13 protein-coding genes are annotated in these 16,533 nt (G+C 42.7%); 6 read left to right on the top strand and 7 right to left on the bottom strand.

Annotated features, from left to right (window positions below; all coding sequences use genetic code 11):
- Window positions 1-845: 845 nt before the first annotated feature.
- From dhaL to ACEYW6_RS13550, 4 genes are all read right to left on the bottom strand, one after another.
- A complete protein-coding gene (dhaL, locus tag ACEYW6_RS13565) occupies window positions 846-1,484 on the bottom strand; it encodes a dihydroxyacetone kinase subunit DhaL (protein ID WP_412980088.1) in 639 nt (212 codons plus the stop codon).
- Between the two features lie 67 nt (window positions 1,485-1,551).
- Entirely contained in the window at window positions 1,552-2,628 is a 1,077-nt protein-coding gene (dhaK, locus tag ACEYW6_RS13560) for a dihydroxyacetone kinase subunit DhaK (RefSeq protein ID WP_412980087.1), read from the bottom strand.
- A 203-nt stretch (window positions 2,629-2,831) separates the two neighbouring features.
- On the bottom strand, window positions 2,832-3,707 hold the full coding sequence (locus ACEYW6_RS13555) for an MBL fold metallo-hydrolase (RefSeq protein WP_412980086.1): 876 nt from the start codon (window positions 3,705-3,707) through the stop codon (window positions 2,832-2,834).
- Window positions 3,708-3,934: 227 nt separating this feature from the next.
- On the bottom strand, window positions 3,935-4,696 hold the full coding sequence (locus ACEYW6_RS13550) for a 3'-5' exonuclease (RefSeq protein ID WP_412980085.1): 762 nt from the start codon (window positions 4,694-4,696) through the stop codon (window positions 3,935-3,937).
- 230 nt (window positions 4,697-4,926) lie between these two features.
- Between ACEYW6_RS13550 and ACEYW6_RS13545 the strand changes: the two genes are divergently transcribed.
- Window positions 4,927-6,228 (top strand): pentapeptide repeat-containing protein, encoded by a 1,302-nt coding sequence (locus ACEYW6_RS13545; protein ID WP_412980084.1) that lies wholly within the window; start codon window positions 4,927-4,929, stop codon window positions 6,226-6,228.
- A gap of 66 nt (window positions 6,229-6,294) precedes the next feature.
- Here the strand turns inward: ACEYW6_RS13545 and ACEYW6_RS13540 are convergent, their stop codons facing one another.
- From ACEYW6_RS13540 to ACEYW6_RS13530, 3 genes are all read right to left on the bottom strand, one after another.
- Entirely contained in the window at window positions 6,295-6,516 is a 222-nt protein-coding gene (locus tag ACEYW6_RS13540) for a type II toxin-antitoxin system HicB family antitoxin (RefSeq protein WP_412980083.1), read from the bottom strand.
- 186 nt (window positions 6,517-6,702) lie between these two features.
- Complete coding sequence (locus ACEYW6_RS13535; RefSeq protein WP_412980082.1) at window positions 6,703-7,656, bottom strand: heme o synthase; 954 nt, start codon at window positions 7,654-7,656, stop codon at window positions 6,703-6,705.
- A gap of 262 nt (window positions 7,657-7,918) precedes the next feature.
- On the bottom strand, window positions 7,919-8,860 hold the full coding sequence (locus ACEYW6_RS13530) for a COX15/CtaA family protein (RefSeq protein WP_190895276.1): 942 nt from the start codon (window positions 8,858-8,860) through the stop codon (window positions 7,919-7,921).
- A gap of 582 nt (window positions 8,861-9,442) precedes the next feature.
- Between ACEYW6_RS13530 and ACEYW6_RS13525 the strand changes: the two genes are divergently transcribed.
- The 5 genes from ACEYW6_RS13525 to ACEYW6_RS13505 all read left to right on the top strand — a co-directional run bounded on the left by ACEYW6_RS13525 (window position 9,443) and on the right by ACEYW6_RS13505 (window position 16,436).
- Window positions 9,443-10,525 carry a cytochrome c oxidase subunit II gene (locus ACEYW6_RS13525; protein ID WP_412980081.1) on the top strand — a complete coding sequence of 361 codons (1,083 nt, stop codon included), beginning with the start codon at window positions 9,443-9,445 and terminating at the stop codon, window positions 10,523-10,525.
- Between the two features lie 67 nt (window positions 10,526-10,592).
- Window positions 10,593-12,329, top strand: a complete 1,737-nt coding sequence (gene ctaD / locus ACEYW6_RS13520; protein WP_196510546.1) for a cytochrome c oxidase subunit I — start codon at window positions 10,593-10,595, stop codon at window positions 12,327-12,329.
- A gap of 107 nt (window positions 12,330-12,436) precedes the next feature.
- Complete coding sequence (locus ACEYW6_RS13515) at window positions 12,437-13,063, top strand: heme-copper oxidase subunit III (RefSeq protein WP_412980080.1); 627 nt, start codon at window positions 12,437-12,439, stop codon at window positions 13,061-13,063.
- Window positions 13,064-13,965: 902 nt separating this feature from the next.
- On the top strand, window positions 13,966-15,240 hold the full coding sequence (locus ACEYW6_RS13510; RefSeq protein WP_412980079.1) for a protein kinase domain-containing protein: 1,275 nt from the start codon (window positions 13,966-13,968) through the stop codon (window positions 15,238-15,240).
- A gap of 122 nt (window positions 15,241-15,362) precedes the next feature.
- Complete coding sequence (locus tag ACEYW6_RS13505; RefSeq protein WP_412980078.1) at window positions 15,363-16,436, top strand: PstS family phosphate ABC transporter substrate-binding protein; 1,074 nt, start codon at window positions 15,363-15,365, stop codon at window positions 16,434-16,436.
- The last annotated feature ends 97 nt before the right edge of the window (window positions 16,437-16,533 follow it).

Genomic DNA, 16,533 nt, shown 5'->3' with positions numbered 1-16,533 from the left:
GATCGACAGAGTAAGACTTCATTTAAAAGTATTTATATTTTAATCTAGTGTACCTCATAATAGACGCAAGTGCTGTAAGGTTAGCGCTCAAACATTAGAGCAAAATATGACTCACTTTCTCAAACTCGTGGGAAGTTTGTTTAGTCGATCGCGATCGGAATTAACCAGTACGATTATCTGCAACCGCTAAACTATGCCAAGCGGGATGCACTGTTAATGCAAGAGTTTCTGGGCAATGAAGCAGGATTTGAGCGGATATTCTTCTTCTTGGATTGCTTGACTTGGTGGCTTTTTAGGTCGCAAAAGCGATGGCTCTCCCAGCGTGAAAGTTCTCTGGCGTGGATTGAGTCGATTAGATGATCTGGTTGCGGGTTGGCTTACTTGTCAGTCTCTCAATATTTAATTATTACCCCATTATCTAGTCAGTTTTTTGGTTTTTTTCACTCTTCTACTTCCGAGCTTTTAGTTTTTACAACCACGTAGCCATGAAAAAATAATACTTTTTGAGACTCTGTTAATGCTCATTGCCATTCTCTCCAGTCACTAGTGATTTTTTCTCCATCCTTCCACCACATAAATACTTACTTTTGTCAATCTTTGTATTAAGAAAGATGTTTATAATGGATAGCTTTTTAAGGGGGGTTGGGAGGGGTCAAAATAATGTGCAACTTCGCATAAAATTGGTATTAGGTCTGTATTTCACGCAATTGAAAACCGCTATATTGCCTGCTCTTTCAATAACGACATCTTCATCCGCCATCAATCCTCTAGGCACATAGCTTAATGTCATTTTTTTGAAAAAGAACGATCATTTGTTGTCAAATACAGATTTTTCAGAAAATTTTTTATTCGCCAGAACTTTCTAACACTCCTAACAAACTTTTCAACATTAAATAAGCAGAAGTTCCTCCTGGATCTTGATGTCCAATACTCCGTTCCCCCAGGTAGCTAGCCCGTCCCTTTTTCGCCTGCATCGGTATAGTTTCTTGCAACCCCCTTTGTCCTGCTGCTACAGCTTTTTGCATAGCTTCTAGCGTTCCCTTACTTTCTCCTACAGCTTGCCCAAAAGCGTCTACAGCCGGAGATAGCACATCCACCATTGTTTTGTCTCCTAGTTGGGCTTTTCCACGTTGCAGCACGCCGTCTAAGCCTGCTTGGAATAGTCCTAAAACATCTTGTTCTGTTAATTCTTGCTTCCCAACTAATGCTGTACTTGCTCGTAAAAACCAAGTGCCATAAAGAGGGCCACTGGCACCGCCAATGGAAGAAATCAAGGTCATACTTACGGTTTTAAGAATGTTGCCTATGTCCTTGTCTGCAAGGGTTGGTAACTGAGTACTTAGTTTTTTGAAGCCGCGATCCATATTTATACCGTGATCAGCATCTCCGATCGCAGCATCTAATTCTGTCAAATATGCTTTATTCTGCTCTATCTCGGTTGCAAATGCCTGCAACCATTGTAATATCTGCGCTTGAGTCAACATAATTCGTAATTCGTAATTCGTAATGACGCTCGAATACTCGCTAACGCTGCGCTAACGTAATTCGTAATTATGAAATTCCCCAGCGCCAACTTGGTGTTTTGACTGGTGCATCCCACAAGCGGATCATCTCGTCATCTAATTTCAGCAGGGTAATGGAGCAACCTTGCATTTCTAGAGATGTAATATAAGGGCCTATTAAGTTTCGCACAATTTGCAATTCTTGCTGTTCGCAGAGTTGGGCGAGTTTGCGGTAAACAATATACAGTTCCGAAACCGGAGTTCCACCCATACTATTGACAAAAGCTAACAAGCGATCGCCTTTGGCAAATGGGAGATTTGTTAGTTCTACATCTACCCATTCTCCTTTGTCTTCATCCCACTCGCGCAGTGTACGGCTGTATGCTGCATCCTCAAGGAGCGATCGCGTCAAAATTTCGGTAATCTCATCTACTGATTTGATCGCTGTGCGTTCTATTCCTGGCTCGCCGTGGATACCGATACCTAATTCAATTTCGCGATCGCTCAATTCAAATGTCGGCGTTCCATTAGCGGGGACTGTACAAGATGTTAGAGCAATTCCCATACTCCGCCCATTCAGATTGACTCGGCGACATAAATTTGCTACTTGTGGCAAATCATACCCTGCCTCAGCCGCCGCGCCACAAATTTTTTCCGCCAGTATGGTTGTTCCCACACCCCGCCGTCCTTGGGTATAAAGGCTATCCTTCACTGCTACATCGTCATCAATCAAAATATTTAGCGATCGAATGCCCTCACCACGAGCTAACTCTGTTGCCATCTCAAAGTTCATCACATCGCCACTGTAATTTTTGACGATATAAAGGATACCAGATCCTCCATCTACTTTCTTGGCTGCTTCTAGCATTTGGTCAGGAGTTGGTGAAGTGAAAACCTCGCCAGGACAAGCGGCATCAAGCATTCCTCTGCCCACGAAGCCAGCGTGCATTGGTTCATGTCCACTGCCACCGCCAGAAATAATTGCTACTTTACCCTGTATAGGTGCATCGGCTCGATAGACAAAAGTAGGATCATAATTCAGTTTAATTAAATCGGAATGAGCCGCCGCCATACCTTCTAGACTTTCCCGCACAAAGTCTTCCGGCTTGTTGATCAGCTTTTTCATAATCCGTGTTTGCTTAAAAGGGTGCTAAAACCCAGGTTATAGCGCTTCTGGTTTGTATGCAATACAGTCTGATCTCTCTCTAAATCTCTCTCCTAAAAGGAAAGAGACTTTGAATTTTCCCCCTTCCCGCGTCGGGAAGGGGGTTAGGGGGTTAGGTTTTTCATTGGCTTTTTCAGATGACCAAATAATTATGCATTATTCGGTCAATTCAAAGATTCCATCAACTCAATACACTTGTGCATCTGCTGGCGCATGGTTTCCTTATCAGCATGAAACCTTCGCCCATGACCTGGTAGCACCCACTCAAAAGAGTAATTAGCCAAGTTACGCATTGATTTAGTCTGTTCTGACCAAGAATACCAGCAGACACCGTGGAATGCAGCCAGTTGGTGCAAGCTTTCTGACCAAGCAAGATGATCGCCAGTGAACAGAAACTTATTTTTATAAAGTAGGACAGTTTGTCCTTTGGTGTGACCGGGAACTGGGATAATTAATAAATCTGGAGTCAAGCTAAATGGTTCAGAACCAGTTAGTTGTATTTCTACATTGCGAGTATCGGCGGTAATATCATCGGCATGAAGGATGCGATCACACTGAAAATGCTCGGCAAACTTTTGATGATCTGCCACATCATCCTTATGAGTTAGATACATATAACGAATCGGCCCCAGTTCTTCTAAACGCTTGACTAAAGGCGGTGTAAACCTGGGAGAATCCACCAAAATGCTACCTTCTGGAAGTTGAATTAAATAGCTAGCAGCACCATAAGATTTTTCAGAATGATAGCCGCAGTGGTAAATATTTTCCGCTACTAATATTGGAAACTTTTCTTGAGCAACTTTGATATCTTTTGGTTTCTCAACTGTACCAATAGAACTAGTAGGACAAGCTAAAAGTGCTTCCAGCGCAGCTAATCTTTCCATCTCATTCGTTGGTTGATGATAAACCGCCGACTGTTCATCAATACGAGAAAATACTTCAGGAGTCATCCAGCGACAGGTATCACAATCAATACAGGTAGTATCTACATAAAAATCGCCGTTGACATTTTGGGGACGACGCTGATTTAAATGAGCCATATTAATCCTTTTGCTTCCAGCCGCTTACTGGGGAGCGATAAACCTTATATCACTACGCTAGCAAAAGTTGACTTAAACCGTAGACTCCTGAAGGTTAGATATAGGCTATCTTAAAAAAGACAGCCTATCTGGACTTAAAGTTAAAGATTGATCGCACCTCTAGCCAACGGCCGGGATAATATAGGCGCAATCGCCTTATTTCAGTAAATGAATGAACTTCGTCTAGATTACTGACAAAATTCAATTGGGTTTACCATAAAAGGAAGTTTTTTGGTATCATCCACAGCCATTTTCCTCACCCAACTCTTAAGTTCAGGAATCCATTTAAAACCTGCCTTTTTTGCAAGTTCCCTATTGTCATAGCTTACAAGAGCTTTAAACCAAGCTTTGGGTCTTAACGCCATTTGAAACATGGCGTTCAGGTTCTCCATCCGATCAAAAAGATATGCGATCAATTGACAGTCTGTTAATGCCCTATGATTTCCAAAAATACCAACATCATGTGCTGCTGCTAATTCAATAAGAGATTGACCAGATCGGATTTGACGAGGCCATTCAAATTCAGTACAGGTACAAACCCAACGAAGTGGTTCATTTTTAGAGTTCAATAAAACAGGTAGCACACTCTTTCCATTATTTGAAGAACCAAACCACTTCTGATCAAACTCAGCATTGTGTGCCACAATAACTTGCGCCTTCTTTGCCATCTCAGTTATCATCCACACACTTTCAACCACTTGTTCTTCTGTTATTTCCATTAACGGTGCTGGCTTAATCCGGTTTATATGCTCTGCCGGATTATTCTGTGCTGGGAGAAGAGCTGAATATTGTTTAATGGTGGTTTGATGTTTCACCGAATACAGAATAGCTCCTAGCTCTATAACCTGCCCTGTCTTAACGTCTAAGTCTGTGGTTTCTGTATCAAGGATTAGAACCTGATCGGGTGTAGGAAACTGAGCATTGGATGAAACTAAGGAATTTTGCGTCATAATAGGAGTACGAAATAAATAATTGAAAACATGCCTACCAAGTTGAAAGCTTGGGGGCATTTTTTTGGCTTTTTACAGCCGAATATATACAGATTACTTTGCCAATGTTACTTTGTCAACACTAGCGTTACTACTTTGTTTAGTGTTATTACGGAAGCGGCACTAATGTGTGCTAGCGTTACTATTGTATAGACTGCTTGATTAAGTTTTAAGTACTGAATAGAGAATTTATGAGAAAAATTTGCTGTAGGTTAAAGGATTTTATGGAAAAAGGGGATTTATCCCAATACCAACTAGCCAAAATAACTGGTATTAGTGTTAACGCCATTGGGAGGCTTTACAAGGAGGAGTTTGACAGAATTGACTGTAACACGGCTGCGGTTTTGTGCGAGTACTTCCACTGTGACTTAGGCGAGCTGTTTCCACTTGTGGCTGCCTCCTCAGCACGAGTAAAAGAGGATGAAATTCTACAAAAATATCAAGCTGGAGAGAGAGATTTTTCTGGGGTAGACCTGACAGAGGCAAATTTCAGTAGTGTAAACCTAAGCGGCGTAAACCTAACTAGAGCTATTCTTGCTAGAGCCATACTACAAAAGGCTGATTTGAGCAAAGCAAATTTGGATCAAGCAGACTTGGGACAAGCAGATATGGAAGGGGTAAACCTAAATTCTGCGAGCCTAAGAGCAACAAAGCTTATTTCAACTAAACTAGTTTCTGCAAACCTGATCTATGCCGAACTGACTGAGGCTGATCTCAGCGAGACTGATCTAGACAAAGCAGATATGAGATGGGCAAACCTCAGCAGAGCAATCTTAAAAGGAGCAAAATTAAATCATACAAATATAGTTAGAGCTAATTTAAGACAAGCAGACTTGACAAATGCCACACTCAGGAAGGCAAATCTGAGTTGGGTAGACTTACGTGAAGTCAAGCTTATCAATGTTGATCTTAGTGATGCGACCCTAGAAGCCAGTAGCCTAACTGATACTGATCTTAGTAAAGTCAATCTTAATAGAGCCAATCTTAATCAAGCTGATCTTACTAATGCCAACCTCAATAATGCTGATCTCACTAATGCCAATCTAACTAAAGTAAATCTCAGTGGAGCTAATCTCAGTGGAGCTAATCTCAGTGGAGCTAACCTAACTCAAGCCAACTTCAAAGACACCGATGTAAGTAATATAATTTTGGCTGGTGCTAATTTAAGCTACACCAATTTGAGCCGTTTTAACCTCAATAGTATTAATTTAAGTGGGGCTAATTTAAGAGGTGCTAATCTCAGTAATGCCTCTCTAAAGGGTACGAACCTTAGTTACGTCAAATTCGATGATACAGATATGAAGTGTGCTGACTTAACTGACGCTGACCTTACTGGGACTGAACTTTATAATAATGACCAGTATGGTGTGAAACAGGCGAAGGCGGACATAAGGGGAACAATATCACCTTCAGGAGATGTTTACAATGATGACATGAGTAATGGTATGGACTATGAGCGTAGTCCTGAAGACAAGTTATCTGAACATTTCTAGTTGTTAGGCTTCAATTGATTTTTGCTGAGAGAGTGATTGCAATAATTTGTGATCAAGTTTCGAGAATTAGGTAACTTCGCCATCAAGTAAATGTAGAGTATGACCCAAACGCAATCCTAAAATAATCCATCCTTCAAAAGTATCTTGCAAATCCTCCCGAAAAGCTTCTAGTGTTGCAGCGTTTGCCCACACTCCTTGACACTCTGGAATTTCGCCATAGAAAGTCCCATCCTCAAGCAACTCATAAGTTGCTTTGTGCATTGCTGTACGAATGTAATTTGTCAACATTTATATTTTTTACAACTTCATTCAGCTTTTTAATAAATTTGGTTATCAGTGAAATTGTATTTGCGTAGGCGTAGCCCGTCGTAAACATCGTAAATCCGCCAAACTCTAATTATTATGTATATTTTTTGATTTATCAAAATGCGATCGCGCCCTTTTACCAAACGCGATCGCTAAATTTTGCATCCCCTAACCAATAAAATGCAGATGATTAATCACCGCACTAATTAGATTATGGGTAACGGGAAGACTATCAACTACCATCCCCAGACACAACAGCATCATGTAGGAGATCGAAAAGAGAAACAACTCTTTAGCTACAGCGCGATCCTCTGGATTTTGCAACAAACGCCAAGATTTGTGGATAAATAATCCTCCCAGACTTAGGGCGATCGCAGCATAAAGAATTCCACTTGCACCCAAGGGATAAACCAATAACACGGTTGCAAATACTGTTACCAGCGTATAGTACCAAATCTGCTTCACGGTTGCCGTATCACCTTCAATCACAGGTAGCATTGGTATCCCAACCTTTGCGTAATCGTCCCGAATCATCAGAGCTAAAGCCCAGAAATGGGGAGGTGTCCACAAAAAGACGATGGCAAAAATTAACCATGCTGACCAGCTTAATGTGCCTGTGACAGCAGCCCAACCCACTAACGCTGGAATTGCCCCAGCAGCTCCACCGATAACGATATTTTGAGTGCTGTGGCGTTTTAGCCAGTGGGTATAAACCAAAATATAAAAGACGATGCCAGAGAAGGCTAGCACCGCGGCTAACAGGTTGGCAAATACTGCCAAGAGTGTAAAGGAAATCGTCGCCAGTGCGATCGCAAAAATTAGAGCATCGCGCGGCTGAACCTTACCGGATGGCATCGGACGATGGCGCGTCCGCTCCATGTCATAATCAATATCCCGGTCATAAACACAATTAATCGTCTGGGCGCTTGCAGCAGCCAAAGTGCCACCAGTGAGAGTTACTAGCAACAGCAATGGGTCTACTTCTCCCTTAGCAGCAATCCACATACTCCCAGCCGTAGTAATCAAAAGCAACGGAATAATCCGAGGCTTTGTTAGCTGGTAGTAACTTTGAATTACCTGTAAAAACGTTTGGTGGTGGCGAGAGACATTAGTCTCAATCATTTTGGCTCTGGTTCCTTATTTTTCAACAACTTATATGCAGCCCCCGCTCAAGCTGGCTCTTTCAGGCAAATGAAAACACAGATTTTCTGCACCTGCGTGGGTCGCAATACTCGCCGTTGCGGCCATAATTTAGTAGAGACGCGATTAATCGTGTCTGTACAGGAGTTTGGAGTTTGGAGAGACGCGATTAATCGCGTCTGTACAAGAGTTAGGAGTTAGAAAATTTTTCTTCCGCTACTCCCCCTGTTCCTTTACTCCATACTCAGCAGTCATTGCTCAACACTGTGATCTCACGGCTAGTAGCCCAGTCACGCAGTGCGAGAACTGTGAAGACCACCAAAGTACCCAGCAAAGTAGCTCCTATAGCTTGGTGAGAGACGGTGAGAGGCTCAACTTGGAGATGTAATTTGAAAGTAGCGAATCCCAACAAGATTTGTAAGGTTAACAACCCACCAGCCATATTTGCCAGTCGCCGCAAGGCTGGATGTAGTGCTGGTGTACGCCAACAGATCAATACCATTGCCAAGGTTGTCACTGTTGGCGGCACCAAACCAGCAATATGGCTGTACATTACAGTACAAAGTTGAGAACCGCCGAAGCATTGGTGTAGCGCCCAGCGAGAGCCTACCAAAGCACCTAGCAGACTTTGCAGGTAAACCAGAACAGCGGCAGTTAAACCTACCCAAGGCAACTTACCAACGGTTCCAGTCCCCTGATAGGGTGTGAGCGCCGTGCCGATAATCAGGAGGGTGCTAAAAAATAACAGCGCCGTTCCTAAATGAGCGGTAACAATATCAAACCGCAACAGTTCGGTGACGGTGAGTCCGCCCAAGATGCCTTGGAAGACAATTAAAAACAGGGCGAATGTGGATGCCCAAGGCAGCCATCTGGGTAAGAAACGACGATGCCACCAGGACAAGCCGAAAAGTGCGATCGCGCTTACACCAATCAAAGCTGCATCCAATCTGTGAAACCACTCCAAGAACACCTGGAGATTCATTTGCTTGGCTGGCACCAGTTCGCCATAGCATAAGGGCCAGTCTGGGCAAGCAAGTCCAGCATTCATCACGCGGGTGGCGCTGCCTATTGCCATCAAAATTAAGGTGGCTATGCATATTTTCCACACCAAGCGACGAATCATTTCCTTGGGCTTTTGCTGCTGAAGAGCCGCTTCATTTTGTTGTTGTAGGACAAATTCGCTCATTAACGATACCTTCTGCCCGCTCTTGGTGGATCTGTTAAAATTTTCAATTTTCTTTTAGCGTCCTATCTCCACCCTAGCGTATAGGCTAAGGGTTTATAGATTAGCACTCACTTATACTTTGAATCACTCCAGAAAGGTTTTACCTGAAGCTTTAGCTATTTTTCAAGATGTGAAAAATTGATGAATGACAATTAATTTAAACATTCTAAATTTTTCCTTAAATTTTTCAACTGAATTTTAGGAGAAGGTAGGAGGCAGATAGCGCAGCGTAAAGCCTGCGGCATAGCTTCGCTTAGAGCGAGTCCACGAGCGTCGGGCAGGAGGAAATAATTATGAATGAAAACTTTAGTTTTGGGTATAAAACCCAGTGCTTCAATCCCATAGTTTTAAATGCATCTGGGTTACTCCTACCTTCTACCTTCTACCTTCTGCCTCCTGCTAGTCACCTTGTACTCAAAATTAGTAAAATAGTTAAAAAAATTAATAAAAATTTCAGACCTTTGGACTATATGCCTTCCAGCCTAGACTACCTTAGTAAGTGAACAGCTTTAAGATAACGTAGTAAATTCAATTAAGTAAGCCGTGAAGATTCCAAGTTCAATCTGGACATTACTCATTGGCATCGTGCTAACGCTAGCCAGCCTTTGGTACGGTCAAAATCACGGTCTGTTGCCAGCAGCAGCGACAGATGAAGCCGTATTAGTCGATGGTCTGTTCAACGCGATGATGGTCATTTCTACAGGTATATTCCTGTTAGTTGAAGGTATTTTGATTTACTCCGCATTTAAATACCGTCGGCGTGCAGGTGATAATGAAGACGGCCCACCAGTTGAGGGCAATGTACCTCTAGAAATTCTCTGGACGGCGATCCCAGCAATTATCGTTATCGGTATTTCTGTTTACAGCTTTGATGTCTACAACGAAATCGGTGGCTTTGATCCCCATGCTATCCATCAAGCGCCGATGAATCAGGAGTCGATGGCAATGCCTGGAACTGCTATGGCTGCAACTTTAAGTGATACTCCTCCTAGCACCGAACCCAACCTCAATCAAGAAAAATCTGATGAGGCAATGCAAGACCCAGCTACCGCAGAAGTCCGCAATGCTGATCAAATTCCTCAACTGCGGAATGCCCCAGGTGTTGGTAGTGTTGCTCCGACAATTGGGGGAACTCCTGATAAAGCAGGGCAACCAGCAGAATTACAGGTCAACGTCACAGGTCTACAATATGCCTGGATTTTCACTTATCCTGAAACTGGTATAACTACAGGTGAAATGCACGTCCCCATTGGGCGAGAAGTGCAAATCAATATGACAGCAAATGATGTCATTCACGCTTTCTGGGTGCCAGAGTTTCGCCTGAAACAAGATGCGATCCCTGGTAGACAAAGCGAGATTCGTTTCACTCCACAAAAAGCAGGAGATTATGTCCTGATCTGTGCTGAACTTTGTGGCCCCTACCACGGTGCGATGAGAGCATCAGTAGTCGTTGAGACAGAAGAAGCCTTTGACAAATGGGTGCAAGAACAGCTAGTTGCCAGCAAAGAAACGCTAAATCAAGCCGTTGCTGTTAACCCTGCGGATTTATCCCCAAATGAATTTCTCGCGCCTTACACCAAGGACATGGGAATTCATCCAGAAATCCTCCATCAAGTTCACCATTAGTCAATATGTTATTTAGTCAAAATTCAATGACTATTAACTAATGACTAATGACTAATGTCTAATGACTATGACCCAAGCTCAAGTGCAAGAAACTGCCAACGCCCCTGCTCTTGTTGAGGAGCCAGGGATCAGAAAATGGCAAGACTACTTTGGTTTCAACACCGACCATAAGGTGATTGGGATTCAATACCTAGTCACTACATTCATTTTTTACTGTATTGGTGGGGTGATGGCTGACTTGGTTCGTACAGAACTGCGAACGCCAGAAGTCGATTTTGTCACCCCTGAAGTCTACAACAGCTTATTTACGCTGCACGCCACAATCATGATTTTCTTGTGGATCGTGCCAGCTGGTGCGGGTTTTGCTAACTTCCTGATTCCCTTGATGATTGGGGCAAAGGATATGGCATTTCCGCGCTTGAATGCTGTTGCTTTTTGGATGATTCCCCCTGCGGGTTTATTGTTGATCACTAGTTTAGTGGTAGGCGATGCACCAGATGCGGGTTGGACTTCCTACCCTCCCCTGAGCTTGGTAACAGGTCAAGTAGGTGAGGGAATTTGGATTATGAGCGTCCTCCTACTAGGTACGTCATCGATTCTAGGGGCAATCAATTTCCTCGTCACATTGCTCAAGATGCGTATCCCCGGTATGGGGGTTCACCAAATGCCCTTGTTCTGCTGGGCGATGTTTGCTACCTCGGCACTGACTTTGGTATCTACGCCAGTCTTAGCAGCAGGTCTAATTCTGCTTTCCTTTGACTTAATTGCCGGGACAACATTTTTTAACCCAAGTGGCGGTGGCGACCCAGTTGTGTATCAGCACATGTTCTGGTTTTACTCTCACCCAGCGGTTTACATTATGATTTTGCCCTTTTTTGGGGCAATTTCGGAAATTATCCCCGTGCATTCCCGCAAGCCGATTTTTGGCTATAAAGCGATCGCTTATTCCTCTCTAGCAATTAGCTTTCTGGGGCTAATTGTTTGGGCGCACCACATGTTTACCAGCGGTATCCCTGGTTGGTTGCGGATGTTTTTTATGATCACCACTATGATCATTGCCGTACCCACGGGAATTAAAATTTTCAGCTGGTTAGCGACAATGTGGGGTGGAAAAATCCAGCTTAACAGCGCCATGCTGTTCGCCATCGGTTTTGTCGGCACATTTGTAATTGGTGGGATCAGTGGCGTGATGTTGGCAGCAGTGCCCTTTGATATTCACGTTCACGACACCTATTTTGTGGTGGCACACTTGCACTACGTTCTGTTTGGTGGTAGTGTTCTCGGTATTTATGCGGCGATTTACCACTGGTTCCCGAAAATGACAGGACGGATGGTAAACGAATTTTGGGGTAAGGTTCACTTTGCCTTAACAATAGTGGGTCTAAATATGGCCTTCTTACCAATGCACAAGCTGGGATTAATGGGCATGAACCGCCGCATCGCCCAGTATGACCCCAAATTTACCTTTCTCAACGAAATCTGCACTTATGGCGCTTACATATTAGCAGTTTCGACATTCCCCTTCATCATCAATGCGATTTGGAGTTGGTTATACGGCGAAAAAGCTGGTAATAATCCTTGGAGGGCACTTACCTTAGAATGGATGACAACCTCACCGCCAGCGATCGAGAATTTTGATCAAACCCCAGTACTAGCTACAGGTCCTTACGACTACGGCTTGGAAAAGGCTAACGAAGGTGTACCTTTATCTGATCCCAATCCAGTCTTGTCTGGCGGGCCGAACTCAGTATTAAGAGCAGAACCTGATCCAGCGGTTGCTGCTAATCCCGAAGACCGTAAATAGAGTTATGAGTTAGGAGTGAAGAGTTATGAGTTATGAGTTATAACAATTCCTAACTCCTAACTCCCATTCCCCATTCCCCATTCCCCATTCCCCACTTATCAAAATTCATGCAAAGTCAAACTATTGACCCAGCTAAAACCGAACTAAATCATCACCACGCAGCGGAAGCGTCCGTCGGTCATCATGAAGAACATCCAGACCATCGCCTATTTGGGCTAATTGTCTTCCTGATAGCTGAAGGGATGATTTTTATGGGGTTGTTCGGAGCCTACTTGGCTTTCCGTGCTACCTTACCTGCGTGGCCCCCAGCAGGTACCCCAGAGTTAGAACTATTGTTACCTGGAGTCAATACCATCAATCTAATTTCTAGTAGTTTTGTCATGCACAATGCCGATACTGCTATTAAAAAGAACGATACGCGGGGTGCGCGAATCTGGTTAGCAATTACTGCTGCAATGGGTGCTATCTTCTTAGTGGGTCAAGTATATGAATATACCCATTTAGAATTTGGTTTAACTACCAATTTATTTGCTAGTGCGTTTTACGTTTTGACTGGTTTCCACGGATTGCACGTTACCATAGGGGTTTTGGCAATTGTTGCCGTGTTATGGCGATCGCGCGTTCCGGGTCACTATAGTAATGAAAAGCACTTTGGTATTGAAGCAGCCGAAATTTACTGGCACTTCGTTGACGTGATTTGGATTATTTTGTTCGGATTACTGTATTTACTGTGAGTATTGATTATTTAGTTGTTCACTCCACGCGGACAACTTAATAGGCCCCCAGTCGGGGGCTTTTTTAATTAGTAGAATGCTGCCGTTGCAGCTAGCTGCCCTGATGTCACATTATTTTATCTATCGGTTGGCAACAAACTCTAAATTAAAACAGTTTCTAGAAGATAAAATATCTGGGAAGTTATCTAAAACGTTTTTTATTTTCTATAAAACAGTTTTATCCTTTATCTAGCAAGAGTTACAGAAAATTTATTCAAACCAGCTTAGACTTTTTTCACTATGAGTTTTGCTAAATATTAAGTGAGTTATTGCAATTGATATAGGCGCGAGTAAAAGGTGGGAAAAGTGGGAAAAGTTGGATGTTTTATAAAAACTATTGAATAAACCTGAATAATTGACAAGTTACACTTATTTACCTCAAAGTCTTACCTGCTATTACTCTTGCTCTTTTTTATTTTTGTCGTACTTACGTTGACATGGCAACGCGATCGCGGTTAGTGATGACTAAAATCTGGCAACAAAATTGTGGTGGACACTGTAATAATATTTGTGTCTTTAAATTCCAATATTCGAGGTTTTGCCAGTAATCAGACCCAACAGTTAAAACAAATAAACCTTGTAACTACCGAAAGTTGTCTTCTGCCCACAGTTCTAAATACTGTGGACTAGTGTTAAATTTACTTAAGTGATAAAATTATCTAACTATTCCAGAAATAAATTTTATATTAAGATACCTATAAAGGTATTAAATGAACCAATTAAGCTGCCAACCATAAAACCGCTTCAAAGCACAGGTCGCCTAAAAAGCTGACTGCCTTAAATACCAACAAATTTAGCGGCAGGTATTCATAACCTGACCCAAGCTCTGAATGGTCAGTAAATTAACCGGTAGTATACGCCACATGAGCCAGAACCCTCTAGTCAGAAAAACACTCCGAAGTCGCTTTGAGACTGTCAAACTGCTGGGAAGCGGAGAATCTGGCAATACTTACTTGTTAAGAGGTGCTATACGTAACAGACATAAATCCTCTCTTGCCAGAAAAACACTTAGGAATCGCTTTGAGATTGTCAAACACTTAGGAAGCGGGGGATCTGGTGATACCTACTTAGCCGTCGACTTAGATTTACCAGGGCGACCCCATTGTGTGGTCAAACATTTCCATCCAAAAGATTCCAATCCGGCTGTTCTACCCATTGCTAAAAAGCTATTTGCTCGGGAAGCGGAAGTTTTATACCAGCTAGGCAACGACCACGATCAAATTCCTAGACTATTCGCCCATTTTGATGAAGATGGAGATTTCTATTTAGTCCAGGAATTTATTGACGGTCATGCTTTGACTCAAGAAATTGTACCAGGTCAACGTCTTAGCGAAAATACAGTCTTAAATTTATTAAAAGATATCCTAGAAGTGCTGGCTTTCGTCCACCAAAATAATATTATTCACCGGGATATTAAGCCCCAAAATTTAATGCGGCGATACTCCGATCAGAAAATTGTGCTAATTGACTTTGGGAGTATTAAGAAAATTGGTGCTTTAGGAGCAGGCTTAACAATTGCTGTTGGGACTCCTGGCTATATGCCAAGCGAACAGGCTAAGGGAAAGCCAAAACTTTGCAGCGATATCTATGCAGTAGGGATGATTGGCATTCAAGCTTTGACAGGTTTAATACCTGAGCAACTACAAGAAGATCCCAATACTGGAGAAATTCTTTGGCGCGATCAGGCACAGGTAAGCGACGCTCTGGCAAATATTTTAGATACAATGGTTCGCGATCGCTATAGCCAGCGTTACCAATCTGCCGCAGAAGCTTTACAAGCGCTTAATTCTGATCTGGCGTTGTCACAACCCTCACACTTTCCTGGCATAAACCAAAACACTGATGATAGTTATTTTCTAACTTATAGAAACTTTCTTTTGCTGCTGGGAATAGGTCTTGGTGCTACCACTAGCTTCATAGTAATAGTTTTAATTTATACATTTATTAATACAGGTACATCGCCTCCAAACCAACCTACTCAATTAAATAATTTTATAGAAAAATTGGTTGAGCCACGCTTCATTAATGTTCATGTGAATAGCCTAATAGCAAAATCAGCACATAAAAGAGGAGTCTGTAAAAGCAATTGCACTATTGCAAAGACTATTAAAGAGCAAATTAAATCTCACTACAATTAGAAAAAGTAATCATCTACCAGCAATCATAAAACTGGCTATTAACTGACTTACTTTAAATTTGCTTTTAACCTAAATATTTATAGATTCCTGTAGGATAAATAGAATAAACAACATTTAAAAATATGGACAATACAAATCAAAGAAAAGCTTTAATTAGCAGTGAAATCGCCCTCTTTCTTAGAGGTTTGATTATTGGGAAAGTGCTGACACTTATGGTTATTGGCGGACTGCTTTGGTGGTTACTGCGGCCGAATTTAGCGTCCCGTACCAGCATTAATTCCTCTAATCAAAATTTCAACAGCCTTTCTAGTACTGCATCAACTTTTCAGACAGTTGCTGATGTCCCTACTGACTCATTTAACTACGGAGGCAGTACAGCTTGGGCATCTATCCGGCAATTGGTAGATTCTCAGATTCAGAGCGATCGCCCTGAACTACAATTACGTTACGTAAACCCTGTTAATGGTAGTCCTGGTTCTAGCTCCGGCATTCGGATGTTGCTTGATGGGAAACTCGACTTTGCTCAGTCTTCCCGTGCCCTTACAGATGAAGAACAAGCTATTGCAAGAGAGCGAGGCTTCACTCTTGAGCAACGTCAGGTAGGTATGGATGGGATAGCAGTCATAGTCAACCCATCACTCAATGTGCCTGGTTTAACTGTTGAGCAATTGCAGCAGATTTATTTGGGGAAAATTACTAACTGGAATCAAGTAGGTGGTCCCAACCTGCCCATTACACCTTTATCTCAACGACCAGAGGACGCAGATACATTAATATTCCCTAGCAACAGCGACTTGAAGGGTCAAACATTTGGCTCTAATGTGCAGTATGTCTACTCTACTACAGAGGCAGTGCGCCAACTCAGTAAAACCCCTGGTGGTGTCTACTACGCTTCTGCCCGTTCAGTATTACCTCAATGTAGTGTGAAGGCTTTGCCATTGGGTAGCACTTCTGGTCAGCTAATTTCCCCCTATAGCGAACCGATGGTGTCGCCTGAGCAATGTCTACGTCAGCGTAACCAGCTAAATACTCAGGTTATCAAAAATGGCAGCTATCCGATGATTGCTAATTTGTTTGTGATTATTAAACAGAATAAAGGTCGGGAACAGCAGATTGGCGATGCCTATGCCAAACTTTTATTAACTGACCAAGGGCAAAGGGCTATTGAGCAAGCTGGTTTCGTTGGGGTTCGCTAGTACAGCGATCGCACTTTCCACTACAGATTATTCAGATCCCCGACTTCTTTAAGAAGTCGGGGATCTTGGGGGAGCGATGCCTACGGCGGTAAACTAC

It is taken from the genome of Nostoc sp. UIC 10607, assembly GCF_047228265.1.
GTDB lineage: Bacteria > Cyanobacteriota > Cyanobacteriia > Cyanobacteriales > Nostocaceae > Nostoc > Nostoc foliaceum_A.
The sequence above is the reverse complement of the archived record's forward strand: the minus strand, read 5'-3'. Positions and strand labels throughout refer to the sequence as shown.

Bases quoted from the DNA above. Each gene is read 5' to 3' on its own strand.
- dhaL (WP_412980088.1), bottom strand. From the start codon at position 1,484: ATGTTGACTCAAGCGCAGATATTACAATGGTTGCAGGCATTTGCAACC.
- dhaK (WP_412980087.1), bottom strand. From the start codon at position 2,628: ATGAAAAAGCTGATCAACAAGCCGGAAGACTTTGTGCGGGAAAGTCTA.
- ACEYW6_RS13555 (WP_412980086.1), bottom strand. From the start codon at position 3,707: ATGGCTCATTTAAATCAGCGTCGTCCCCAAAATGTCAACGGCGATTTT.
- ACEYW6_RS13550 (WP_412980085.1), bottom strand. From the start codon at position 4,696: ATGACGCAAAATTCCTTAGTTTCATCCAATGCTCAGTTTCCTACACCC.
- ACEYW6_RS13545 (WP_412980084.1), top strand. From the start codon at position 4,927: ATGAGAAAAATTTGCTGTAGGTTAAAGGATTTTATGGAAAAAGGGGAT.
- ACEYW6_RS13540 (WP_412980083.1), bottom strand. From the start codon at position 6,516: ATGTTGACAAATTACATTCGTACAGCAATGCACAAAGCAACTTATGAG.
- ACEYW6_RS13535 (WP_412980082.1), bottom strand. From the start codon at position 7,656: ATGATTGAGACTAATGTCTCTCGCCACCACCAAACGTTTTTACAGGTA.
- ACEYW6_RS13530 (WP_190895276.1), bottom strand. From the start codon at position 8,860: ATGAGCGAATTTGTCCTACAACAACAAAATGAAGCGGCTCTTCAGCAG.
- ctaD (WP_196510546.1), top strand. From the start codon at position 10,593: ATGACCCAAGCTCAAGTGCAAGAAACTGCCAACGCCCCTGCTCTTGTT.
- ACEYW6_RS13515 (WP_412980080.1), top strand. From the start codon at position 12,437: ATGCAAAGTCAAACTATTGACCCAGCTAAAACCGAACTAAATCATCAC.
- ACEYW6_RS13510 (WP_412980079.1), top strand. From the start codon at position 13,966: ATGAGCCAGAACCCTCTAGTCAGAAAAACACTCCGAAGTCGCTTTGAG.
- ACEYW6_RS13505 (WP_412980078.1), top strand. From the start codon at position 15,363: ATGGACAATACAAATCAAAGAAAAGCTTTAATTAGCAGTGAAATCGCC.